This is a genomic window from Luteimonas sp. 22616 (assembly GCF_052044325.1).
Lineage (GTDB): Bacteria > Pseudomonadota > Gammaproteobacteria > Xanthomonadales > Xanthomonadaceae > Luteimonas.
In genome coordinates this window covers 1,160,548-1,184,554 of sequence record NZ_JBQEMW010000001.1, presented here as the reverse complement: position 1 = coordinate 1,184,554, position 24,007 = coordinate 1,160,548, and the positions used below count along the sequence as shown (strand labels likewise).

Here is a 24,007-nt window from a genome sequence, read left to right as displayed (position 1 = left end):
TGGCTCATAGAGGTTGATCTGTTAGGCCCGAGCTTGGGGGCCGTTGTTGGGTAGTGGTGTATTCGAGCGTGGTTCGAAGCCAGGTCATGGCTTCGTTTAGGTCAATGTTGGAACTAGCGTAAGTTTCCCGAAGCAGCTTTGGCGACAGCAACCCGTCCCACTTCTGGCGTGCGAGATTGTTGGCCTTTGCGAGCAGCTCGTCGACAGACGGAGCAGCTTCAGAGCCGACATCTGTCAGCAGATCCTCGATCTCGTGCAAGCCACGGCCGGTGCGTTGGATCTCGACCCCTAGACGACCTGCTGATGCGCCAACGCCTCGGGACATCAAAAGGCAAGCGATGGCCTCGTTGGCAGAGTCGCCCAGCCATGTGAGCAAGATCGCTTGGCTGCCCTGGTCGAGAAGAGTCCGATGCTGGAGGTCTAGATCCTGAAAGGCCGTGCGACCTTCGTCCAGAAAGCGCTGCGCCTCTGAATCCAAGTAGCCCAAGGCACCTGTCTGAAGGTAGATTTCCCGCATGCGCTGCCGCACCCGGGTGTGAACACGGCCGCCGCCACCATCAAACAATGGCGGCGCCCCGCCTTTAGCTGGTGCCACATGGATAGTCTTGTGTGGCTCGTCGATCTCTTCAATGAGCCAAGTGCGTCCTCCAAATAGGATGCGTTGGCCTGGGCTCACCATCTGCGACACGGGTAGCGTTCCCAGTGCCTTGCCGCTTGAAACGATGCGGAACTCCTCGTCACTGGCGAAGGCTGCGTAGAACGAATAGTGATTAACGATCTTGTCGCCGATGCGCCCGTGCAGTAGCAAGCCTGAATGATCTTGGGTCAGGATTTCATCTTGACCCAAAGTTCGCAGCAGTTCGGCGAAGCTGTCCTTGGATACCCCTTCGAAGGGCGCGGACTGGGCGCAAAGCAATAGGAAAGCTTGGCCAGCTTGGAGTCCGCCGTATTGTGCGATGGCCGAGAGGAGTTGCTGGACGAGCGTGGAGTAGTGCGCGCCGTGCACGGCCGGCGGCTCGAACCAATGCTCCAGCAGAAGAGAGATGGCGGCCGCTGTCTGCACCGTGTCCAGCCGAAGTCGGGTTGCCAGATCGGCCTTCTCGTCCAAGGCGTCCTCGATTACATAGCCGCGTAGGATCGCGGGCTCACCTTCACGCCGGCCGGAACGACCCAGGCGCTGCCGCAAGCTCGCAACGGACGGCGGGGTGCCGATCTGGGCCACGCTCTTAACCGCTCCGATATCAATGCCAAGCTCCAGCGTGCTCGTGCATACCGCCGTGGCGGGGCGCTCACGTTGTTTCAGGGCGGCCTCGGTTTCATAGCGGATTTCTTTCGACAGGCTGCCATGATGTGGCCAGAACTCCTTGGGCGCCTGGGTTTGCTCACACAGCGTGTTGAGCAGATGCGTGTAGCGTTCGACTTCCCGGCGGCTGTTCGGAAAGATCAGATTGTTGGAACCGCGCAGCACTTTGAACATATGTTCGGCGATGGCCGGGGGCGCCCGCTCGGTCTCCGGGTCATTCTTGCGTCGTTTCCCACCCTCAGCCGGCGGCTCCTCAAACCCTTTGACCAAAATCAGCAGCTGTCCGCCGGTCGATGGAACATCGACCATGGCGACCGGAAGATCGGGCCGAAGAAAGTGGGCCGCCAAGCTCATATCGCCCAGCGTGGCCGACAGTCCTATCCGGGGCACATTGCGCCCGAGCGCGGTTTCGATGCGATGCAAAAGCGACTGCAGCTGCTTGCCGCGCTCCGTGCCGATGAAGGCGTGTAGTTCATCGATGACAAAGAAGGTCGTATTCTTGAACAAGCCAGCAATACTAGTGCCGCGGTTGCACAGTGTGGCTTCCAAGGACTCTGGGGTGATCAGGAGCACGCCGCGGGGCTTCTGCACGAACTTCCGCTTGCTGGTAGCAGTGATATCCCCATGCCACGGCCAGACTAGAACTTCCAAGTTCTCGCATAGGCGATCCAGGCGTCCGAACTGATCGTTGATCAGGGCCTTGAGCGGGCTGATGTAGATGATCAGGCCATCATCGGGCTGCTGGAGCAAATGGGTCAGCGCAGGGAGGAAGGCAGCCTCTGTCTTCCCCGAGGCGGTGCTCGCTGCCACGATGACGTCCCGGTCGCCCGGCAGGATCAGCGGGATAGCCCGTTCTTGGACTTCGCGCAGTGCGCCCCAGCCCTCGGCCCACAGGTAGTGCTGGATACGAGGGTCCAACTGCAGAAATGCTTGGGAGGCCGACATCGCGGATCAGAGTTTGAAGGAGGCCAACTCGTCGTCCGGATCGACCGCCAGGTCGTTCTTGCCCCCTTGATCGGCTTCGACCGGCACCTCGCCGATCAGGCTCTTCCAATCCGTGCCTGGATTTTGCTCCAGGATGGCCAGCAGGTTAATGAAGGAAGTGATCGTTGTGCGCGGGGTGCGGAAGAAGCTGTCCCCGATGCGGTTGGCACAGTGCTCCATGAAGCCCGCGATGGCCGGGTCCGGCAGCAGGTAATGCTCCGCCTTGCCCCCTGCATACACATGGCGGATCTTGCCCAGCAGCAGGTAAAAGTCTTCCAGGGTTAGACTGGAAAGGCGAAGGACAGGGCCCGTGTAATCGACCAAGTTGCCCGTAGCGAAGGCGTTCTGGGCCAGACGGCTCTGGAGCGCCGAGTAGCTATAGACGCCGCGTCGCGGATCCATGAGGAACTCTGGCGTGCCGCCGAGGACAAAGCCCAAGCCCACGGCAGTGCCCTGCAGTGAGTCGTTGAGCATTCGCAGGATCTGCTCGTAGTTGGAATTGCGTGCCTGCGAGTTGGCCAGCTTGTAGAGATTGACCAGCTCGTCCAGGCACACAAACAGCCCCGCGTAACCAGCCAGGCGCACGAAGCGGGCCACGAGTTTGAGCTGGTCGTAGACCGAGGCGTCATCGACAATGGTCCTCACACCCAAGGCAGCTCGGGCATCGGTCCGGGTCGCGAACTCGCCACGAAGCCAGCGTATGGAATCGGATTTCAGCTGATCGTTACCTTCCTCCGCACCACGGCAGTAGGCTGCGATGACATCGGCGAAGTCATAGCCGTTGACGAGCTCGGTCAGCTGCTCCAGTTTTGAGCGGATAACTTGCTCGGTCGCGATGCCCTGCGCCTTGGCTTCGGACTTGGCCGTGGCAATGAACTTCTCGACTACGCCGGCAAGGGCGCCCCCCTCGGGTTTGGTGCGTGTAGACAGGTTGCGCATGAGCTCTGCATAGAGCGAGCGGGCCTGCCCACCGGAGGCATGCAATCGCCGATCGGGATTGAGATCAACGTTCGCCACTACGAGCTTTCGCTCCATGGCGATCGCACGAATGAGGTTCAGAAAGAAAGTCTTGCCTGCGCCGTATTCGCCGATGACGAAGCGGAACGAAGAGCCGCCGTCCGCCACGCGGTCGATATCCGACACCAGCGCTTCGATCTCCCGACCGCGGGCGACCTGGATCAGATGCTGGCCTGCGCGCGGGACGACGCCTGCGCGCAAGGACTGGATGACGGCGTCGCGATCCTTGGGGCGGATAGGCGCGTTCATGTTTCGATCTTCTCAAGTAGTTTGATGTTCACAGCCACAGGGTCGTCGCCTTCGCATAGCGGCTCATCGAAGACATCGAAGACCGCTTCGTTGATCTGCTCCAAGGCGCCATCGAGCATAAGGTCCAGATCGGCGGCCGCATCCTCCAGCTCCGATCGCGTCCACTTCGGTCGAGACAGCATCAGGCGCAACAGGGCAGAGTGGACCTCATCCAAACCGAGCGGCGAGCTCGCCTCGTCTTCGCGCTCGGGCTCCGGCGCAGCTGCAGGCGGCGGTGCCGGCGCGCCCGCTGCCTCGTCGGCGAAGATCTTCGACAGCAACGCCGAGACCCGCGCGGTGTCTTCTTGCAAAACCGCGATGCGATCGGCATCCAGACGAAAACCTTGCTTTTCGGCGTGCGTGGTCGACACCGGCGCGCCACCGGCGCCGACGGCGTGGATGTCACTAAACACGCGCTTAGGTTCGACGCCGAGCGCCCTGTAGACCTTCTCCAGGAACTTGACTTCATCCGGCGACACGAAGCCATCGGACTGGGCCAGTGTGGCCATGAAAGCTGCAAGCATCTCCCTCGCTGAGATAGGCAGCGGTTCGAGCTTCTTCTTCAGGCCAGCCAAGGTCGGGGGCGACGCGGTCAGCCATTGCAGGTGCGCGTGGAGCCGGCGTCGCTCGGCGGGTGTGAGGTGTGCCCACCCCTCGATCTCGGCACGCAGATGCACAATCTCGTGCTCGTTGAAGTCGTCGTCGGCTTGGGCCATGGCAGCGGCCAGCTGCAGGGTCAGAGCTGCTGTCTGATACTCGGCACCCGAGCCTACGGCTGCATCCATCAGGGGCTGGGCGAACAGCACCACCGTGTCCCGCTCCCCCGGCGCCCGGGCACCGGCGAGCACATGCGGTTCGAAGCCGATCTCGGCGCCCTCTAGGGCCCGGGCAAGCCCGCGCACACGATCCCGGTTAACCGACTGCTTCGCCCCGCCCAAAGTCTCCAGCAACTCTTGCAGCGGCAGCGACAGGCGGCCTTCGCGCATGCGAGCGGTCAGGGTCTGTAGCTTGGTTTGGGTGGCTGGCGGCCACAGCGTCGCGGGCAGCAAGAGTAGTCCTTCCAGACCGCCGGCGGCCGAAGGGTCCTTACCCACCAGCCGACTGTAGGACCCGAGCTCGTCCGTGCACTGGTTTGCGACCTCCACCAGCTTCTTGATAGGCGCGGTAAGAGCGGTGACGTCAGGGACGTTACCAAATGCCAGAGTGATATTGGCGCCATGAAGCCCGGCCGAGGCGGCCTGGTAGACGAACTTCAACTTGGTCCGGTTTTTCGGCAGCACGAGACCCGGCCCAAGAACTTCGTGATAGCGCAGAATGAACAGGCGCTCGAACTCGTCGGGGCACCGGGTGGCGGCGGTGCGTAGATAGGTCTCTGGATTCAATCGCACCCAGGCAAACGCCAAGTGGGCGGGGAGGGGGGCACGATCGATCGCGGCCTGCCCGAGTGCTAGGCGGAGGTATGGGGGCAGCTCGTAGGTCTTGGGGAACTCTGGAACCGGCTTCTTGTAAAGCTGGCTCGACGCGCCGTCGAGCTCGATCCAACTCAGGAGCTCACCGGCATATCGTTTGAACGACCCCGACTTCTCTCCGTAGATCGAAAGGAGTCGCCGCAGCTCGGCAATGATGGCCGGCCAGTCATTCTTAGCTGCGGGGTCGTCGCGCGAGTCCACGATGACCCGGCGTTCGAGGCCATAGAAGAACAGGAAGACATAGCCGATGTCGCAGTCGGGATGGGATCGACCCTCCGATAGCCAGTTGAGGTAAGCGCGCCGCTCGTTCGTTGAGGCGTCGGCATAGTTGGGCCAATAGCCCATTTGGCGTGAGCGGTAGTTGCCCACGCTCGCCACGTTCAACTGACCACTGATCAGGCATGGGTCGGTAATGCCGCTGGGCGCTCGCAGTCGTCCACCCACATAAATCATCCCGCCAGGCAAGGTCACGCCGGCCACCTGGATGCTTTCCCCAGGCGGCACCCAGCGCCCGTCTCCAAAGCCCGAAGGTACTTTGGGGATGGCGTAGGAGGGAGTTGGCTTGTACGCCGCGGCTGGAGCGGAGTAGAACTCTTCGGCTTGCGCCGGTGCCGCGATAGAGCGGCTGTACCTTGGTGCGCTGGGCGTTGCCGTGCCGGAGGTCTGGCCAGAGCTTGGCTGGCTCTGCGTTCGATACATCGGAACCCGATCGATCCTGCCAGTTAGCTCTGCAAGTGTCGGTTCACGAGGCGGCGGCTTCATGTTGGAGGCTCTTGCGCTGGCCTTACTAGTTAGGTGCTTGTTGGCGAGGTAGGACACAAATCCGGCGCCAGCCACCACTGCTAGGCCAATCAAGATTTCTCTGGGCACCGCGGCAATCAGGACAAGAGCCCCAAGAAACAGCCACACACCGCCTCCCAACGATCGTTTTGCCACCACTGCTGCTCCCCCAATTCCCCGCCGCCCCACGCCGGCGTCGGCCCCTATTTCCAGTTTGTAAGCATACGCCCTCAGAATCGCGGGGCAGATTAAGTGGTGTCCGGCGCACTAGGCCCCACATGGAGAATCAACTAGGAATAATTCTTAGGTGCGGTGTTATGGCTAGGCATCTTCCGAGGCAGCGCAGATATTTAAATGGCAATGACGGGCGAACGCTGCATGCGAACGTATGCTTGGGGACCCTTGTTCGCCACTACGGTGCCTAGGAATCGCGATTTCGCCGGATCGCTTTGAGATGCCTTGGCAGGACTTGCTCTGCGGTGGGCAGCTCGATAGCGGACTTTGTAGCAATCGGAGCCATGTCGTCGTGCTGGATCAAGCGGCCAACGTGTGCGGGTGCGGCGAAGAGTGGATGTAGCGTGCAGAATGTGCCTTCCGGCTTCGGGGAGACGGTCGATCGCTTTGGCGCCGGTGCCCCGATTCTGGGCCAGCCCACGGAGAAGCGATGTTCAAGCGCCTGATTCAGAGCCTGACCGGTAAGCCTGTCGATTCCGAGCCGCATGTCACTGCCCGGCGGGACGCGCCGTCAGAAGATGCGCAGCCCCAGCTCATCACCGTATATGACGTGCACGGCCGAGAACTGCAGGTCACTCGCACGGACTGGCGCGACAGGATGTTGCTGCCCCAGCTTGCGACGAGGTGGAACAATCCCGACGAGCTCTACCAGCTAATCGTCAACGCGCTGAATGATGAGTTCATCGCCGAAGTCGAGCCGGCGTCCAGGCGTCTGCTAGAAATCGACCCTATCGTCGAGCGCAGCCATGTGATCCGCGCAATTGTGCTGATGAAGCACGGCCCACTTGACGAGGCCGAGCGGGTCCTGCGCGACGCGGTCGCCAAGGTCGGTGAGACCGGAACAATCCTTACCAATCTCGCTAAGGTTCTGGAGTCGCGCGTAGACGAGCAGCAGGCCAACGCCATGCTGTGGAAGGCCATCGCTCTTGACCCCAACCAAGACAACGGCCTGGGATGGTGGCTTGCTCGCGAGCGCGAGCGGGGAGGAGACACCGGCTATGTGGCGGCGCTCGAAAAGGTGGCGGCGCTCCCGGGAAGCTGGCGGGCCACCCTCTACCTAGGACGGCACCGGCTCGCTGCAGGCGCCGTGTCGGCTGCGCTCGATCTGTTCCGCACTGTTCTCGCACATGCAGCACAGAACCGGGACGCACTGCTGACAATCTCGGGCGATCTCGGCAATGCCGGTAAGCTCGCAGAGCTCGCCGACCTTACTGGGCCGTACTACGACCCCGCCGTACACGGTCCACAAGTCGGATTGAACCTGCTTCAGGCGTACCTGCACTTGGGCAGATTCGACGAAGGCGAGGCGCTGCTCGAACGCCTGTACGCGCTCAACATGCCACCGTTCAAACAGCATTTGGATGCGATGGCTAGCCAATATCAGGAACGCCGTCGCGAGATGACGTCTGCGCGCCCGGTGGAGGAATCAGGACTTAAGATTGTACAGATGCCCTTCGAGTTGCCCATCTGGATGTACGGCTTGCGCGACCCGCAGTGGCTGTTTTCGCCGAAGGCCATCAATGCACGCAGGGTGATGTTCCTGATGCTCGGCAAGGTCATGAGCGGTGCTGAGCAGGCCGAGGAGCAGCGGGAAGACGACGTCGGACGTTTGAGTCGTGCGATCCCGCTGTATCTGGCCGAAAGCGCCTACGAATGGACGCCTGTACACGCTCAATCGCTGGTCGCTGTCGTCATGGGCGGTGGACCGGTTGTGTTCAGTGCGCAAGACGAGGCGGGTGAGCGAGAAACCGCCACGCAGATGGCAGCCCACGCCGATGTGCTTGTGGTGGGCTCTATCGATAGGAGGGGTGATGTGTGGACGGTCGACCTGGGCATCTGGGATACCGCCCATGTAGAGCTGATCGGGCGCGAGTCGTTTTCAGCCGAGCATGGCGAACTAGAGGCAGCTGTGCTCGAGCTGGAAGACAAGGTGCTTGCACGCCTCGGCAGTGCTCAGGCGAAACCGCATGATGCGATCTACACGCGCCCGACGCTCGAGCAGATGCAGCCGTATCTCAATGCGCTGGCGCAATCGCTGACGCTGGGCCTAGTCGCCAACGAGATGATGCCGAAGGACGCCATGTGGGGCGAACGCAACATGCTCGATTGGCCGCTTCGAATGGCGCTGCACTGGCCGGCCTACGAGGTGCCCAAGGCCATGTACCTGTCAGGCATCAGCCATGCGGCGCGTTACTGTTCCGACGTGCTCGCTGAGTTCGACGAGCGATCGTTTGCCCTGTTACGCGACATGCACGCGACGAAGTCGCCCATGGCCGCCCTCGGCCCCTTGTTGCTCCATGCATTTGACCGGCAGGATGGGCTCAAGGCGGTGCTACAAGAGACTGGGGACGCACGGCGCCTCGCCTGGATTGAGCGTGTGACCGTCGCCTAGACGTCGATTAGTGCAAAGGCGAGCGGCGCGCGTGGACCATGGGTCGCTACGTTGACAGGGGGCCCGCTTTCGAACCAAAGCGGACATTGTGTAGAGGTGGTGAGCGCAGCGAATCCATCCATGCGTCGCATTAGAGTGGCTATAGTCGAAGCATTTGGGCGCTTGAACGTTTGATGTGGAGCTCGATGCGCTCACCACGCCTTACGTGCTGGAAACTTCAAAAAAGGAACGCAGTGGCAAAATCTCGCATTCGCGTTGACAGCGTTCGCGCTTCGAGGGACGGTCATGAGTTCCACGAGGCTTGGGTTGCTCGTAAAAGCTTGGGGCTGTTGCTTGCCCAAGATGGATTCGTCGGGATCGCGATCGAAGGATTTTCTCCCAGCGACCAGGCATCCCAAGAGGCGACCGAAATCGCCGATGCGGTGCTTTATTACGGGAACACGGCGACATTTCGGGGCGCGGACCGCGTCGTGGTGGTCCAAGTCAAGTATTCCAAGGCTTCTGAGCTCAAGCCCTTTCGCGCGGCCGACGCCAAGCACACGATCGAAAAATTCGCCCACACATACCGCGCGCACAAGCGCCAGCACGGTGTCGGCCCGACCCGCAACCGCCTTCGCTTCGAGCTCATCACCAACCGCCCGATCCTTCCTGAGCTCGAACAGGCCGTCGTCGCCCTCCGAGACGGAGTCACTCTGAAGGGCGTCGCCAAGGCACAAGCAAAACAACTGGCTCAGGCTATCAATCTGCAGGGCAAGGATCTTTCAGAGTTCGCCGCGCGCCTTCGCCTGACGGGAATTTCCGGCGACTTGCGCCAGAGCAAGCATGAGCTGGCCATCGCTTTGGCGGATTGGTCGGTGGCGCGTGATCCCAACTCCCGGATCAGGCTCAGCAACCTGCGAGAGTTGGCGCGCGCCAAGGCCGGGCTCTTGGCCCAGCATCGAAACGTCATTCTGCGCGCCGATGTCCTGACCGCATTGGACCTGCAGCACGAAGATGACCTACTGCCGGTTCGAGAGAGCTTCCCGGACGTCGGTCCGGTAGTGGAGCGCGAGCAACTGGCGTCGGTTGCCGATCAGGTGCCGGCCCTTACGCGGCCACTGTTGATCCACGCGGACGGCGGCGTCGGCAAGACCGTATTCATGCAGTCGCTGGCGGCCAAGCTTGGCCAGGACCATGACGTCGTGCTCTTTGACTGTTTTGGCATGGGCCAGTACCGCGCCACGTCGGACTCCAGACACCTGCCGCAGCGTGGATTGGTCCACATCGCCAACCTGCTTGCTTGCCGTGGTTTGTGCGATCCCATACTTCCCGGCAACGCCAGCGACGGCGACCTGATCCGGACCTTTCGATCGCGGCTCGCACAAGCGACCGAGACGCTCCGGGAGGCAACGCCGGATCGACAGCTCGTCCTGCTGCTTGACGCGATCGACAACGCCGGTGAGCACGCCACCTTGCGCGGCGAAACGGCGTTTCCTCGCTTGCTGTTGGAAGACCTTACTCTCGCCGGACCAATCCCCGGCGTGCAGGTCGTGGTCAGCGCACGCGGCTATCGTTTGACGAACGCCATCGGTGGGGCGTCCTGCGAACGCCTCCAGCTCCAGCCGTTCACACCGGGCGAAACCCGCGCATACCTACAAGGTCGTATCGACGGGCTCACAGACGGGATGCTGCAGGTCGCCCAATCCCGCTCGCGCGGAAACGCGCGCATTCTCGAGCATCTGGTCGACGAGGGTCCAGAACTCCTGGCACCATCGGAAATCAACAAGGTCATCCAATTGGACGACCTGCTTTGGTCGAAGATTTCCAAGGCGCTAGCGGAAGCTCGACGGCAGGGCTATCAAGAGGACGAGATCTCGTCTTTCCTTGCCGGACTTGCGACGCTGCCGCCACCAGTTCCCGTGCGCGAATTCGCCGAGGCCAATGGCTTGGCGGAAGGGGCGGTCAACAGCTTCGCCGCCGATCTGTCGCCCTTACTAGATCAGACCAAGTACGGCTTGATGATTCGCGACGAGCCGACCGAGCGACTGATTCGTGAAACCTACGCCGCGAATGAAGTGACGCAGCGACGCTTGGCCAAGAATCTGCTGGCGATGCAGGATCGCTCCGTTTACGCCGCAACGACCTTGCCGGACCTGCTCCAGCAACTGGGCGACGGGGATCAATTGTTCGAGCTCGCCTTTGACGAGCGCCTTCCGGCTGCCATCACCAGTGCGGCCGGCAAGCAGGCCATTCGGCAGGCGCGAATCCGCGCCTCCGTGGCCTTCGCCGCGAACCACGAAGACAACGGCCGGCTCGTGCAGCTGCTGGTCGAACTGTCGACGTTGGCCGCTATGAATCAGCGCGGCACCCAGTACCTGCTCGATCATCCCGACTTGACCGTGGCGATCGCGGATGCCGACTCGCTGCGTCGCCTCTTCGAAGCGCGTACGGATTGGCCTGGCGCCAGACATGCGCGGCTGACCATCGCGCACGTCTTGGCTGGCGAGGTGCCCGATGCCACCCGCCACGCCCATCGGGTTTCGGAGTGGCGTCGTCACTATTACGACCAGGAGCGGGAGGAACGCCGTCGTGACGAAGGCCCCACCGCACTCGATATGGCGTCGATCCCGCTGTCTTGGCTGGCTCGAGGCGGGGGAGAGGCAGCCGCGCGAGATCTGGCGGGATGGCGGGACTGGTACGGCTTCCAAGTGGCGGAGCAGCTGTTCTCGCTCGTCCAAGCCGGTGCCTCCGCGGGCCGCGTGCCCGATACGGCGCTCAGGGAGATGCTTGCATCGGACGCCACGGGGGCCGGTGTCTTGGCTGCAGCAATCGCACACGCGGATGGCGACGAACTATTGCAGCGGGAACTGGTCAGCCGGCTGGCCGCGGTTTGCGCCAAAGCCGACTTGGGCGAAGCCGACTACCAGTCCAAGGAGCCTCCCATCTTGCGCGGCATGCTGCGGGCAGCTGCTGTGGCCGTGGTCTTGGGCATGTCGACCGAGGCGATCGCGATCCTCGATGCGGCCGCTGTTCCGACTCCCAGCTTGCATGTCTTTCTGGACGAGTACTGGACGCGAGATACATATCCGTTCGTTGCTGCAGGAGTGCTCCGCGCCCTCGCCAAAGGAACGCCGGTCGAGGAACGAATGCTGCTGCCGAAGGAGCTATCCGCGGCGGCCGCAGGCGTGTCGCCGGCGCTTCAGGGCAAGGATTTCCGATCCGCCATGAAGGACGTGATGCGCGAGGCTGCCAAAGCGCAAGCGCCGACGGAGGACCCCGCCCACCGGATGCGTCACGACAATCTGCAGCGCGCCGAGCGGTTTCTCGACTCGCGGTTGAGCACTTGGGTATCGGTGGCGCAGGCGTTCTCGTTGGCGATTAGCCGGTCGCCCAGCGGAGCCAAGGGGCGATTGCGCCCGTTGCTGGCCGAATGGAATCGCCTGCGCACCAGCAACGACTATTACCTAGGCGGTTTGTCTGCTCAGCGGCAGCTCAACGCGGTGGGCGAACGACTCCTCACGCTGGCTGTGTCCGTGGACGCTGGCCACGATGCGCAAGAGGTTCGTGACTACGTTGATGCGGTCAGTGCGACGGGCGTGGCGCCGGTGTCCCATGTCATCGAACTGGTCGGCATCTTGGCCCGACGAGCGCCTTTTCAGATGGTTGCGGGAAAGAGTGCGGTCCGAGCCCGGGAAGCGATTGAGCGCCTGGACGACGTCAACGAGCGCGCCGCTTCCTTTGCACAGCTCGCACGGGCGATCGTTCCGGCCAGTCCGGCTGATGCCGCCGAGTACTTTCACCGCGGCCTGGAACAGGTCGACGCCGTTGGATCGGGTGACTGGGAATTCGTCAGCGAATTGATGCACATCGCAGCGACCTTGCACGGCGGCCGCTTGGCAGATTCCGACAGCCACACCCTGTCGAACATCTGCGATCTGAACTTGGGTGAAGAATACAAGTTTGACTGGGCCGGCTATGGCCATGCGTTGGCGCAGGCCGCCGGACCCAAGGGTTTGGCGCGGCTAGCGCGGTGGGAGGACCGCGAACGAATCTCCCTCGATTACACCTTGCTCCCGTACCTCAAGGCGCTGGTCGATAACGGCGACCTTGAGCCGGCGTTGGCCCTCACGATGCTGCGGGTGAGCTCGCCTGCGGAATTGCGTGTCTGTGGAACCGCGCAGTTTGTCGAGGCGTTAATGCAACACCTAACGGCGGTCACTGCGACGCTGGCCACGGAGCTGATTCATCACTATCAGCAAAACAATCCCGGCGGATACGGGTCGGACGATGTCTTGGCACTCTCGCACCTCGCCGCGCGGGTCTTTGGCGAATCCTCCGCCGAGCAATCGCAGCTGCTGGTTGCGGGAGAGGCGATCGCCGAGGCGACGAAGGAGTTCAACTCGCTCAACAACTGGCGATCTCCCACGCCCGTGCCTGATCGTACCGAGTGGGAGGCGGAGCAAGCCAAACAGATTGCCGCGGCCCGATCGCGCGCGGCATCGCTCAATCCTCTCGACGATGCCGGCATCGGTGAATCGCTCGTGGCGCTCGATGGCGTGCTCCAAGGCCGACGCTTGGAACGGGACTTTCTTGAGGTCCTGCGCGCCAAGGTCCCGCTGTCGGGCATGACCCAATACATCGAGTTGATTGCCCGGCAAGAGCAGCTCGATCTGTACGACAAGTTCCACGAGTTGGAGGAGTGCAAGACCGCGTGGTCGGGGTCTTCGGATGCCGTTGGTCGCATCTGGTCGCAGTGCGCTGAGTGGATCATTCACGCCAATCCGGCGGAGTTTGTGTCCTTCGGGCAGTTGTCCAGTTTCCAGCTCAATCGGCTATCAGAACTGACGGGCGTCGATGGTCATGCTCTGGTCGCGGGGCTGCTCAAGGAGTATTCGCGACCCGAGGTTGAGGTGCCGGCCGCTGTTTGGCTAAGCGTGGCGGCGAGTTTCAACAAAAAGGCCGAACCCGGCGCGGGTCAAGCCGCCCTGGCTCGGTTGTTGCGGGGCGGAGCGGCCAAGCTGGCCCCGCTCGTGGTCGACGGCGAATGGAATCCCAGTCTTTATCCCGAGGACGACGCCATCGAGGTCACGGCTGGACTCGTGTGGTTTGGGCTCGGCTCGCCACGCGCCGAGCGACGCTGGATGTCCGCCCACGCGTTGCGATCGGCCGTGCGTTTGGGACGAAGCGACGTTCTGGACCGCGTGGTGGCACGCTTCGGCGACAAAACCGCCGGGGCATTTGGCGCCCCGGAACTGCCGTTCTTTTACCTCCATGCCCAACTGTGGCTGCTGATCGCCATGGCTCGTGTGGCGATGGAGGTTCCATCTGCCATTGCTCCCCACCGCCAATTCCTTGAGGACATCGCGCTCAACCAGGCCGATCCTCATGTACTGCGACAGCACTTTGCGAAGGAGGCTTTGCTGGCATGCCACCGCGGCGGCGCGCTGAAGCTGTCCAAAGCAACACAGGCGCTACTGCGTCGCGTGAATCAGTCTGGGTATCCGCTCGTCAAAGGCAAAGGTGGGGGATCATCGTTCTACGAATCCCGACCCGACCATATTCCTGCGCCCGTCTCGGAAGTCAGCCTGGAATACGACTTCGATAAGACCGAAGTGTCGGAATTGGCCACCCTGTTCGACCGTAACCGCTGGGTGACGCGGGACGCGCTTAGCGCGTGGGTCCACAAGCACGACCCTGCCGTCACCAGTATGTACGATCTCGGTGGTCGCTCGGACTCGCGTCGGAGTAGCCACGGCGAAATGTCGGAAGCGCAGCATCACTATGGGGAACAGCTGGTCTGGCATGCCCTGTACGGCGTGGCCGGGCAGTTCCTGCGGGACCATCCGGTGGCCATGTCGCCGTACGGACAGGCTCACCCGTGGCAGGCATGGCTGCGCGAGCAGGTACTGGCGCGCGACGATGGACAGTGGCTGGCCGATGGTACCGATTGGCGCCAGGCCACCACCCGCGTCAACTTGCGCGAAGTGACCGAGGACGGCGTGGCACTGACTGCCGACCCAACCAGGCTTTGCGCGCTTCTGGGCATCGGAGCAGGGGTGGGAGATTGGTTGGTGGTTGATGGGGACTGGACCTCAATGGATGGCATCGGCGTCCACGTGCGGTCGTCGATGGTGCCCTTCGCGCAGAGCGGCAACGTCGCCAAGGAACTGGCTGCTGAAGATCCGTTTCAAGCCGATGCCCCGAAGATCGAGGACTACGAGGAGAGCGATCCGCGCTGGCTGAAGTTCAAGGCGCCGTTTCGTCCTTGGTTGGTCAACACCAATGCCCGGGCCGGCCTCGACCGGACCGACGTCTTCGGCGTCATTGGCGCGGCTGAGCGGCCGCGGTTGACTGCTGAAGCGATTCGCTTTGGTGGCCTGACGATGAAGGACCCCTTCGGGCGCGAGTGGATCGATGCTTTGGGCGCCACCGTCTTGCACGCGGAGGCGTGGTGTCAATCCGCAGAACGTGACGAAGGTGAGCGTTCCACCGGGAATCGCGCAAGCTGCCGATCCAGCTTCATTCGGGGCTTCCTGGGCGCGCAGAACTGCGACCTGCTGTGCCTGATTCGTCTGCGACGCAGAGATACGGGTCACGGAGATCGTAGGTCCCGGTACTGGCACACAACCTTGGTTGTGCGCATCACACCTTCGCTCGAGATTTACCTCTACCCTGGACGGGCCAACGAACTGCACGAGAGCAAGTTTTGATGGTCCCCAATCAGTCACAAGAGCCGGTAACGGCGTGGATGTCCGCTGCTGGCCGAAAGCAGACGTTGACTCGGATGATCGCTTCTGAGGAAAGCGGCATGACGACACTCAGGCCATCAGTGGCGCACAGGCAACTGGTGGAACTCGGTCTGGCAGATATCCTGCCTCTGAGAGACCCGCAGGGTTTCCTGCTTCACGTCTCCGGCTCGCGGAGCGCCGGCTGGTGTTGACTTCCCGGTGCCGCGATACTGCCTGCATGGACTTTTCCGAGCCGAGATCGAAAGCGTCCGCGCGATATCCGCTCGTGCTATTGGCAGCCTTCTTGCTGTGGTGGTTCCTGCTGGCGGTCCGGCCCAGTTATCGGCAAGACTGGCTGCTTGAGAACTTGCTGGTTTTCGTCGCCGTGCCGCTCCTTGTGTGGTCCTATCCGCGGCTGCGGCTGTCCAACACAGCCTACACGTTGTTGTTCGTATTCTTCGGATTGCACGCGGTCGGGGCGCATTACACTTACGCCGAAGTACCCTACGATCGCTGGGCGCAAATGCTCACCGGCCACACCGTCAGCGACGCGCTTGGTTTGGGCCGCAACCATTACGACCGGCTTGTGCATTTTGCCTATGGACTGCTGGTCACGCCCGCCGCCATCGAGGTGCTGGATGCCCGTGCTCCGCAGCGACGCTTTTGGCGTTGGCTGGTGCCATTGTTATTCATGATCTCGCATTCGACGATCTACGAGATGATCGAGTGGGCTGCGGCCGCAATCTTTGGTGGCGACCTGGGACAGGCCTACTTGGGCGCACAGGGAGACGTGTGGGACGCCCAGAAGGATTCGGCCATGGCTGGGCTGGGGGCATTGATCGCCGTCGTTGTCTGCCGGCTTCCCGGGATTCGACCCGATAGGAACGCGAGCAAGGAATGACAAGACTTCCGCGCAACAGGCGCAGGCACCGCGGGTACGCGGGCTGGAGTCCCGGCCGATGGCAGCGATATCAGCGGCTGGCCAGCGCCTGAGCAGGGCATCGGAAAAAGCGCGAATGCGCCAGCCAGTCGCGATCGGGGTAATACGCGAACAGCAGTTGCCCTTGCTTGAGCGTATCGATCATCTCCCGCGCCACGGCCGGACGCAGTGCCGGGCAACCGTAACTGCGGCCCAGCCGACCTTGTTGCGAGGCCAAGCCTGGATCCACGTAACGTGCGCCGTGCATGACGATGGCCCGTGCCCGCGCTTTGTCGTTGATGCCCGGTTCCAGCCCATCCATGCGCAACGAATAGCCATTGCCGCCGATGTAGGTGTCGGCGGTGACGAACAAGCCCAGACTCGACTGATGGCTGCCGTCGCGATTGGAGAAAGCCGTGGCGAAGTTCTCGCCACTACCGCGGCCATGCGCCACGAACTCGGTGTACAGCAGGCGCGCATGCATCAGATCGAACACCCAGAGACGCCGTTCGGTCGAAGGTCGCGAGTAATCGATCAGTGCCAGACGCTGGGAAGCAGACACGGCGCCGGACTGGATAGCGCAGTCGCGCGCATCCAGTGCCAACGAAAGCGCCGTGCGGTCGATACCCGGAGCTGCCGCCTGCAACCGGGACAGCAGCCCGCCCGAAGCCAAGGCCGGGGAAACAGCCGGCGGCGCGGCGTGGGCCGCCATGGCGGCCAGCAGGGTCAGGACAAGACAGGCGATCCGAAGCATGCCGCCAGCATAGCCGGCTCAGGGTGAACGGGCCGATGCTTTTTCGGCGGCCTGTGCGCCCTGCAGGATAGTGAGATTGGCGGGCCCCGGCGGCCTGATCGGCTCGTCGGTCACTACCAGAGTGGTGCCGGGCACCAAGGCCTCGTACACCTGCGCGGCGAAGCCCGGATCGATACGCAACTGCCCTGCAGCCACCAGCCGGCGCAGGTCGGGCCGAGCCGCCTCGGGCATCCCGTCGGAGACCGCGAGCCAGCGTAGCGCCGGTCGCCCGGGAACGACGCTGCTGGCCTCCGGACCGGCGCCCCGGAGCAGCAGGTAGACGCGGGTGCCCTGCAATACGCCATCGGCCACCTCGACGGGTGCACGGCCGATTTCGACGGCATTGCGCACTACCAGGATTTCCCGCTCGTGCGTACTGAGCACGATTGTCATCGGACCGGCGGGAGAACGATCCGGGACCCAAAGGAACGCTTGCATCGGAGCAATCGGCGCCGCCGGCATAGCGCCGCTCACGGCGAACAATTCCGGGTAGACCACGGCCGGGGCGGCCGCCGTGTCGCTCACGACCACCGTCATGCCGCGGGCGGTGATGCCGAACAGAATTTCCGAGAACGCGTAAGGCAGTCGGATGCAGCCGTGTGAAGCCGGATACGCGGGTACGTTGCCGGCGTGCAACGCCACGCCATCCCAGGTAAGCCGCTGCATGAACGGCATGGGCGCGTTGTCGTAACGATTGGAGTAGTGCTCGCGGTGTTTCTCCAGGATGGTAAATACGCCAGTCGGGGTCTCGTAGCCCGGCTTGCCAGTGCTCACCTTCGATATGCCGATACGCACACCATTGCGGTACACGTAAGCGCGTTGTTCCTGCAGGCTGACCACGATCGTCGTGGGACCCTGCGGCGACAGTTGCGGCGTCCAGATATAGCCCTGGTCCGGCAGCTGCTGCAGCGATTCTTGAGACTGCGATGGCACCGAAGCGATGGCGAAAAGCAGTGTCAGGCAGTAGCGGAAAATCGAAGACAAGGTCAAGTGGTCCTTGTTCGTGGCGATCGCGACGTCTTGTCGGAAAGTCTGTCGGGAAATAGAAGCCCGGGGCTTGATTTGGATCAATGGCCGCCGTCGCCCGCAGTAGCCAAATGAGGACGCCGCCGGCAGCTGGCTTTCCGCTGGCGGCTCGTCTCGGGGTTCACGGGCTCTTGGTGCGCAATTTGCAAGGATCTTCTCTACGCAGCGCACCCGAGCATCGCCAGGGCAGGTCGGGATGTCATCAGTCAGATGCCGACCGACCTGCGCTCGCTGCCCAACATGGTGGATTCGTCATGAATACGTTGTCGCCGGAGCGCAGGGAACTGATGCACGCGTGGTGGCGCGCTGCGAACTATCTGTCGGTGGGGCAAATCTACCTGCGTGACAATCCGCTGCTGGAAGAGCCCCTGGCACGTGAACATATCAAGCCTCGACTACTCGGCCACTGGGGTACCACGTCGGGATTGAACTTCATCTACGTGCACCTCAATCGGCTCATCGTCGATCACGACCTGGACATGATCAACATCATCGGGCCAGGGCACGGCGGACCGGCGCTGGTGGCATCGACCTATCTGGAAGGCACCTACGGTGAGATTTATCCCGATATCGGCTCCGACCGCGACGGCATACGAAAACTGTTCCGGCAATTTTCCTGGCCGGGAGGCATTCCAAGCCACGTGGCGCCCGAAACGCCTGGTTCGATCCACGAAGGTGGTGAGCTGGGCTACGCGCTCCTGCATGCGTACGGCGCCGCGTTCGACAACCCGAAACTGATCGTCGCCTGCGTGGTGGGCGACGGCGAGGCGGAAACCGGCCCGCTGGCGGCGAGCTGGCATTCGTGCAATTTCCTCAATCCCGCCAGCGATGGCGCGGTGCTTCCGATCCTGCACTTGAACGGCTACAAGATCGCCAATCCGACCTTGCTTGCGCGCATAGGCAACGAGCAACTTGCCGAGTTGATGCGCGGTTACGGCTACGAGCCGCATTTCGTAGTCGGGGACGATCCGGATGCGATGCATGAACACTTTGCTACTACGCTGGAGACAGTGCTGAGCGCCATCCGCGGCATCCAGGTGCACGCGCGCGCGCCCGATGCGCCGCGTCCGCCGAGGCGGCCGCGATGGCCGATGATCGTGTTCAAGACGCCAAAGGGCTGGACCGGCCCCAAGACCGTGGACGGCAAGAAGGTGGAGGGCAACTGGCGTTCCCATCAGGTGCCGATCGCGGAGTTCGAGACGCCCGGTCACGTCGAACTGCTCGATCAGTGGCTGCGAAGTTATCGGCCGCAAGAACTGTTCGATACCGACGGACGTCTACGGGAAGAGATCGCCAGCATCGCGCCTCGCGGCAAGCAGCGCATGAGCGCGAACCCGCACGCCAACGGAGGCTTGTTGCTGGAGCCCCTGGTGCTTCCCGACTTCCGCGACTTCGCGGTTCCTGTTTCCACCCCTGGCGCGGGGAGTGCTGAAACGACCCGCGTCCTGGGCGACTACCTTGCCGAAGTCATGCGGCAGAACCTGGCGAGCCGGAACTTCCGCCTGTTTGGACCCGACGAAACCGCATCGAACCGGCTGGGCGCGGTCGTGGAGGTGACGGGCAAGGCGTGGATGGCGGATATCGAGGAAGGCGAGACCGACCTGGCGGCCGACGGGCGGGTAATGGAGGTGCTCAGCGAGCATCTATGCCAAGGCTGGCTGGAAGGCTACCTGTTGACGGGGCGCCACGGCCTGTTCTCATGCTACGAAGCATTTGTCCACATCGTTGACTCGATGTTCAACCAGCATGCCAAATGGCTCAAGGTCTGCCGGCAATTACCATGGCGCAAGCCCGTGGCATCACTGAACTATTTGCTGACGTCGCACGTGTGGCGACAAGACCATAACGGATTCACCCATCAGGATCCCGGCTTTCTGGATGTGGTAGCCAACAAGACTTCCAACGTCGTGCGCATCTATCTGGCGCCCGACGCGAACTGCCTGTTGTCGATTGCCGACCACTGCCTGCGTAGCCGCGACTACGTGAACCTGATCGTCGCCGGCAAGCAGCCGCAGCCGCAGTGGCTGGACATCGACGCAGCGATAGCGCATTGCGGCGTGGGCGCCGGCGTTTGGGAATGGGCCAGCAATGACGACGGCGATCCCGATGTGGTGCTCGCCTGCGCCGGCGACGTGCCCTCGATGGAAGCCCTGGCGGCGGCGACGCTGCTGCGCGAGTACGTGCCGGACATCCGGATCCGTGTCGCCAACGTCGTGGACCTGATGGCACTGCAGCCGCCATCCGAGCATCCGCATGGACTGAGCGACGAAGCGTTCGATTCGATATTCACTCGCGACCGGCCGGTGGTGTTCGTTTTCCATGGCTACCCGTCCCTGATCCATCGACTGGTCTATCGACGGCACAACCACGACAACTTCCACGTACGGGGTTACAGGGAGGAAGGCACCACCACCACGCCCTTCGATATGGCGGTGCTCAATGACATCGACCGGTATCGCCTGGCCCTCGACGCGATCTATCGGGTACCACGACTGAGCCATATGATCGACGAGGCGACATTGCGTTACGACCAGTCGATTGCCCGGCACAAGGCCTACATCCACGAGCACGGCGAGGATCTGCCCGAGATACGCGACTGGCGTTGGACGCCATGAAGCTGATCCAACCGTCCCCTCGGCCGATACTCGCGCTCAATGCCGGTTCGTCTTCGTTGAAGTTCGGCTTCTACTCGGTCGACCGGCAATCAGTGAAGACATTGCTGTCTGGAACGGCAGAGGCTGCCGCGGACGGTGGATATCGAAATTTCCATCCGGCTGATGCCAGCAGCGAGCCATTACGTATCGAGACGGATGCCGAAACAAGGGAGCCCCTGATGGACCGTATCGTCGCGCTGCTCGAGCGCCACGACCTGCCGGCACCGGAAGCGGTCGGACACCGCATCGTCCATGGTGGGCCCGATTGCCGGCGTCATGCGCTGATCGACACAGGCGTGATGCTGCAGCTGGAGGCCGCCACGGCTTTTGCGCCTCTGCACCTGCCGCCGGCGTTGATGCTGCTACGCATGGCGCGCGAGCACTTCACCAACCTTCCACACGTCGCATGCCTGGACACGACCTTTCACGCCGACATGCCCTTGCTGGCGCGTGTCCTTCCCATCCCGCGACAGTTTCGCGAGAAGGGTATCGAGCGCTACGGCTTTCATGGCCTTTCGTGCGAATCCATCGTCCACCAGCTGGGCGACGCAGTGCCGCCTCGCCTGATCATTGCGCACTTGGGCCATGGGGCCAGCGTGACTGCGGTCGCCCAGGGACGTTCGGTGGATACCAGCATGGGTCTTACGCCAGCTGGTGGGATGATGATGAGCACACGATGCGGCGATATCGATCCTGGAGTCCTGGTGTATCTGCTTCGCGAGTTCGGTTACGACGCCGCAGGCGTCGACACGATGATCCATCGGGAATCTGGAATGCTGGGGGTGTCCGGCGTTAGTGGTGACATGCGCGAATTGCGCCTAGCGGTGCCGCACAATCCGGAGGCGCGACTGGCAATCGCCATGTTCTGCCAATCGGTGCGCAAGCAAATTGCAGCAATGGCTTCGGTATTGGGCGGAGCGGATCTGCTGGTGTTCACCGGCGGCATCGGCGAGAACGATGCGCAAGCGCGAGCGTCGATCTGCGAAGGCATGGCGGGCATAGGCATCAACAGCATCATTACGCTTCCATCGGATGAAGCCCAGACGATTGCCTGGCACACCCACGAGCTGACCATGAACCAAGCCAAGAACACGGCAAATCATTATTGATAGCAAGCGGTCCCGACACAGCCGTAGCTCTGCGAGCACGAGAGCTTGGCCAAGCGAGTAGTTTCGAAACGCAGCACTCGGGCGGGCAGAGGCCCGCCCGAGCATGAGCCGCTTCGGCAATTCAGGAGATGCGGATCCGATTGTCGACCGCATGCACCCCTGCCGCCGACCATGCCGCGCGGCTTACGGCCTGGCGCTCATCCCAGTCGTCGACTTCGCCTTCGAGGCAAACGGTGCCGCCATCGCGAATCTCGATGCGGATGCGGCTCGATTCGACTTCGGCGTGGCGCTTGAGCGCATCGAGAATCCGCTGCCTCACGTCGCCAGGCTGCACGGCCGGCGCAAGCGCGATGTCGTTGATCACACCCTTGACGCCGGACAGCTTGCGCACCTCGGATTCCGCGGCGCTGCGCTGGTAGTACCAGTTCACCTTGCCCTTCAGGGTGACCCAGCCATCCGTCACTTTCACTTGCACGGCATCGTGGGGGACCATGGTGCTCCAGGCCAGGATATTGAGGGCACGCTGGGCGATCTGATCATCTGCGACCTGCTTGTCGGAAGGCAGGCGAACCTCGATTTCCTGGGCGACTGCCTTGACGCCCTTGACTCGCCAGACAGCCCGTTCCACTGCCAGCTTCTGGGCGTAGCTCGGTACGTGCCCGGACAGGGTCACCACACCGCTCTCGGCGGCCACGCCGATGTCGGCTGAATCGATGCTCGGCTCGAACTCGAGTTCGTCAATCACGTTCTGTCGCAATTCTTTGTCGTTCATGTCGATATTCCTCGGGGGAGATGTTGCTTTGGCATGATCGTTATGGCTGGCGGAGAACGCCTTGATTTGAATCAATGAAACGTCCAGTTGCGGGGGGCAGATTCGAGACCGGGCTGGCGTGGCTTTCACGTCGCGACCGTCGCGCCATCCATGACCCGCGTCGTGCGCCGGTCGAGCACCCTGGAGGCAGCATGAGAGCGATGACGTTGCTGGCGATCGGTCAACCACTCGTACTCGAGCATCGGCCCGAACCACTCCCAGGCCCCGGCGAAGTCCGGGTGCGTGTCGAGGCATGCGCCGTATGCCGGACGGACCTGCATGTGGTGGACGGCGATCTCGCCGCTGGCTGCCCCGTGATACCGGGACACGAGATCGTGGGCATCGTGGATGTGGTGGGCGAAGGCGTGATCACGCCAGCAGTGGGGCAGCGAGTGGGTATTCCGTGGTTGGGCCATGCCTGTGGAACTTGCGCGTTCTGCATTGCCGGCGATGAAAACCTGTGCGACCGGCCTGGCTTCACCGGATACACGCGCGATGGCGGCTTCGCCACGCACGTTCTGGCCGATGCGGCTTTCACGCTGCGGCTGGACGGCTTCGACGACCCGGTGGCAACTGCGCCGTTGCTGTGCGCCGGCCTGATTGGCTGGCGCGCGTTGCGCATGGCCGGAGACGGGCGGCGGATCGGCCTGTACGGGTTCGGCGCTGCCGCGCACATCCTCACGCAGGTCTGCTGCTGGCAGGGGCGGGAAGTGTACGCATTCACGCGCCCGGGGGATTCGGCCGCGCAGGACCACGCCCGTTCTCTTGGCGCGAACTGGGTCGATGATTCCGATCGCTCGTGTCCGGTCGAACTCGACGCTGCGATCATCTTTGCCCCGATCGGCGAACTGGTGCCGCTTGCGTTGGCTGCGGTGCGAAAGGGCGGCCGCGTCGTTTGCGGCGGCATCCACATGAGCGATATCCCGGCGTTTCCCTATCGCCTGCTCTGGAACGAGCGCAAGCTGCTCTCGGTAGCCAACCTGACTCGGCAGGATGCAAGGGAGTTTTTCGCGTTCGCGGCCAAGGCCGGCATACGCACGAGAACGCATGTTTATCCGCTGGAAGCGGCCAACCAGGCGCTCGACGACTTGCGGGCAGGGCGTTTCCAGGGCGCGGCGGTACTCGTGCCCTGAGTCTGCCGGAATCGACCGGCATCCTGCGTCACCAACGGGCCTGGACAGCTTTGCCGATCGGGCTCCGGGCAGCGATGGAGCCGGCGTTCGCCGGTTCCCGGAACTCGATGGTGACGTCCAGAAGATCCGCGACGATCGAAGCGAATTCGCACACGCGACGCGCGGTGAAATGGTCCGGCAGATCGACAACGAGCGAATGCACGACGACCGCGTCGTCGGGCAGGAGATCTTCAGGCTCGTACCCATCGGGAACCGACTCGATGGTCTGTTTCAATTTCCGGACTCCCTCAACCCCGGCCAGGAGGGTGGCCATGGCACTGGCGTCGCGGCAGGTGCCTCGCATCACAATCTTCTGAATGACCATGGACGATCTCTTCGATGTCATTGC

General features: G+C 62.6%; 13 protein-coding genes. 6 read left to right on the top strand and 7 right to left on the bottom strand.

From position 1 onward, the window contains the following. Positions 1-4: 4 nt before the first annotated feature. From ACTJIL_RS05480 to ACTJIL_RS05470, 3 genes are read right to left on the bottom strand one after another with little or no spacing between them, the layout of a single operon-like run. Positions 5-2,248 carry a DEAD/DEAH box helicase gene (locus ACTJIL_RS05480; RefSeq protein ID WP_440754551.1) on the bottom strand — a complete coding sequence of 748 codons (2,244 nt, stop codon included), beginning with the start codon at positions 2,246-2,248 and terminating at the stop codon, positions 5-7. A gap of 6 nt (positions 2,249-2,254) precedes the next feature. Further along, entirely contained in the window at positions 2,255-3,553 is a 1,299-nt protein-coding gene (locus ACTJIL_RS05475) for an ATP-binding protein (RefSeq protein WP_440754550.1), read from the bottom strand. Beyond that, the gene (locus ACTJIL_RS05470) at positions 3,550-5,604 is read right to left on the bottom strand and encodes a TerB N-terminal domain-containing protein (RefSeq protein WP_440755853.1); all 2,055 of its coding nucleotides are present in this window, start codon (positions 5,602-5,604) and stop codon (positions 3,550-3,552) included. The genes ACTJIL_RS05475 and ACTJIL_RS05470 overlap by 4 nt, the downstream gene beginning before the upstream one ends. A 901-nt stretch (positions 5,605-6,505) precedes the next feature. Here ACTJIL_RS05470 and ACTJIL_RS05465 point away from each other — a divergent pair. The 3 genes from ACTJIL_RS05465 to ACTJIL_RS05455 all read left to right on the top strand — a co-directional run bounded on the left by ACTJIL_RS05465 (position 6,506) and on the right by ACTJIL_RS05455 (position 16,075). Continuing rightward, positions 6,506-8,467: a tetratricopeptide repeat protein gene (locus tag ACTJIL_RS05465; protein WP_440754549.1), complete on the top strand. Its 1,962-nt coding sequence runs from the start codon at positions 6,506-6,508 to the stop codon at positions 8,465-8,467. A gap of 329 nt (positions 8,468-8,796) precedes the next feature. Beyond that, positions 8,797-15,156: an NACHT domain-containing protein gene (locus ACTJIL_RS05460; RefSeq protein ID WP_440754548.1), complete on the top strand. Its 6,360-nt coding sequence runs from the start codon at positions 8,797-8,799 to the stop codon at positions 15,154-15,156. 256 nt (positions 15,157-15,412) lie between these two features. Continuing rightward, entirely contained in the window at positions 15,413-16,075 is a 663-nt protein-coding gene (locus ACTJIL_RS05455; RefSeq protein WP_440754547.1) for a DUF2238 domain-containing protein, read from the top strand. Positions 16,076-16,145: 70 nt separating this feature from the next. Here the strand turns inward: ACTJIL_RS05455 and ACTJIL_RS05450 are convergent, their stop codons facing one another. Beyond that, positions 16,146-16,847 (bottom strand): murein L,D-transpeptidase catalytic domain family protein, encoded by a 702-nt coding sequence (locus tag ACTJIL_RS05450; protein WP_440754546.1) that lies wholly within the window; start codon positions 16,845-16,847, stop codon positions 16,146-16,148. Positions 16,848-16,865: 18 nt separating this feature from the next. Then, positions 16,866-17,957 carry a L,D-transpeptidase gene (locus tag ACTJIL_RS05445; protein WP_440754545.1) on the bottom strand — a complete coding sequence of 364 codons (1,092 nt, stop codon included), beginning with the start codon at positions 17,955-17,957 and terminating at the stop codon, positions 16,866-16,868. Positions 17,958-18,166: 209 nt separating this feature from the next. Between ACTJIL_RS05445 and ACTJIL_RS05440 the strand changes: the two genes are divergently transcribed. Continuing rightward, the gene (locus ACTJIL_RS05440; protein WP_440754544.1) at positions 18,167-20,527 is read left to right on the top strand and encodes a phosphoketolase family protein; all 2,361 of its coding nucleotides are present in this window, start codon (positions 18,167-18,169) and stop codon (positions 20,525-20,527) included. Next, a complete protein-coding gene (locus ACTJIL_RS05435) occupies positions 20,524-21,675 on the top strand; it encodes an acetate/propionate family kinase (protein ID WP_440754543.1) in 1,152 nt (383 codons plus the stop codon). The genes ACTJIL_RS05440 and ACTJIL_RS05435 overlap by 4 nt, the downstream gene beginning before the upstream one ends. Positions 21,676-21,796: 121 nt before the next feature. On the opposite strand, the gene ACTJIL_RS05430 is transcribed toward ACTJIL_RS05435, so the two are convergent. Continuing rightward, positions 21,797-22,447, bottom strand: a complete 651-nt coding sequence (locus ACTJIL_RS05430) for a BON domain-containing protein (protein ID WP_440754542.1) — start codon at positions 22,445-22,447, stop codon at positions 21,797-21,799. 200 nt (positions 22,448-22,647) lie between these two features. Here ACTJIL_RS05430 and ACTJIL_RS05425 point away from each other — a divergent pair, with 200 nt between their 5' ends. Next, positions 22,648-23,619, top strand: coding sequence for a zinc-dependent alcohol dehydrogenase family protein (locus ACTJIL_RS05425; RefSeq protein ID WP_440754541.1), 972 nt, complete (start codon positions 22,648-22,650; stop codon positions 23,617-23,619). Between the two features lie 28 nt (positions 23,620-23,647). Here ACTJIL_RS05425 and ACTJIL_RS05420 read toward each other — a convergent pair whose 3' ends face one another. Then, on the bottom strand, positions 23,648-23,983 hold the full coding sequence (locus ACTJIL_RS05420; protein ID WP_440754540.1) for a hypothetical protein: 336 nt from the start codon (positions 23,981-23,983) through the stop codon (positions 23,648-23,650). Positions 23,984-24,007: the final 24 nt, after the last annotated feature.

Bases quoted from the DNA above. Each gene is read 5' to 3' on its own strand.
- ACTJIL_RS05480 (WP_440754551.1), bottom strand. From the start codon at position 2,248: ATGTCGGCCTCCCAAGCATTTCTGCAGTTGGACCCTCGTATCCAGCAC.
- ACTJIL_RS05475 (WP_440754550.1), bottom strand. From the start codon at position 3,553: ATGAACGCGCCTATCCGCCCCAAGGATCGCGACGCCGTCATCCAGTCC.
- ACTJIL_RS05465 (WP_440754549.1), top strand. From the start codon at position 6,506: ATGTTCAAGCGCCTGATTCAGAGCCTGACCGGTAAGCCTGTCGATTCC.
- ACTJIL_RS05455 (WP_440754547.1), top strand. From the start codon at position 15,413: ATGGACTTTTCCGAGCCGAGATCGAAAGCGTCCGCGCGATATCCGCTC.
- ACTJIL_RS05450 (WP_440754546.1), bottom strand. From the start codon at position 16,847: ATGCTTCGGATCGCCTGTCTTGTCCTGACCCTGCTGGCCGCCATGGCG.
- ACTJIL_RS05440 (WP_440754544.1), top strand. From the start codon at position 18,167: ATGAATACGTTGTCGCCGGAGCGCAGGGAACTGATGCACGCGTGGTGG.
- ACTJIL_RS05435 (WP_440754543.1), top strand. From the start codon at position 20,524: ATGAAGCTGATCCAACCGTCCCCTCGGCCGATACTCGCGCTCAATGCC.
- ACTJIL_RS05430 (WP_440754542.1), bottom strand. From the start codon at position 22,447: ATGAACGACAAAGAATTGCGACAGAACGTGATTGACGAACTCGAGTTC.
- ACTJIL_RS05425 (WP_440754541.1), top strand. From the start codon at position 22,648: ATGACGTTGCTGGCGATCGGTCAACCACTCGTACTCGAGCATCGGCCC.
- ACTJIL_RS05420 (WP_440754540.1), bottom strand. From the start codon at position 23,983: ATGGTCATTCAGAAGATTGTGATGCGAGGCACCTGCCGCGACGCCAGT.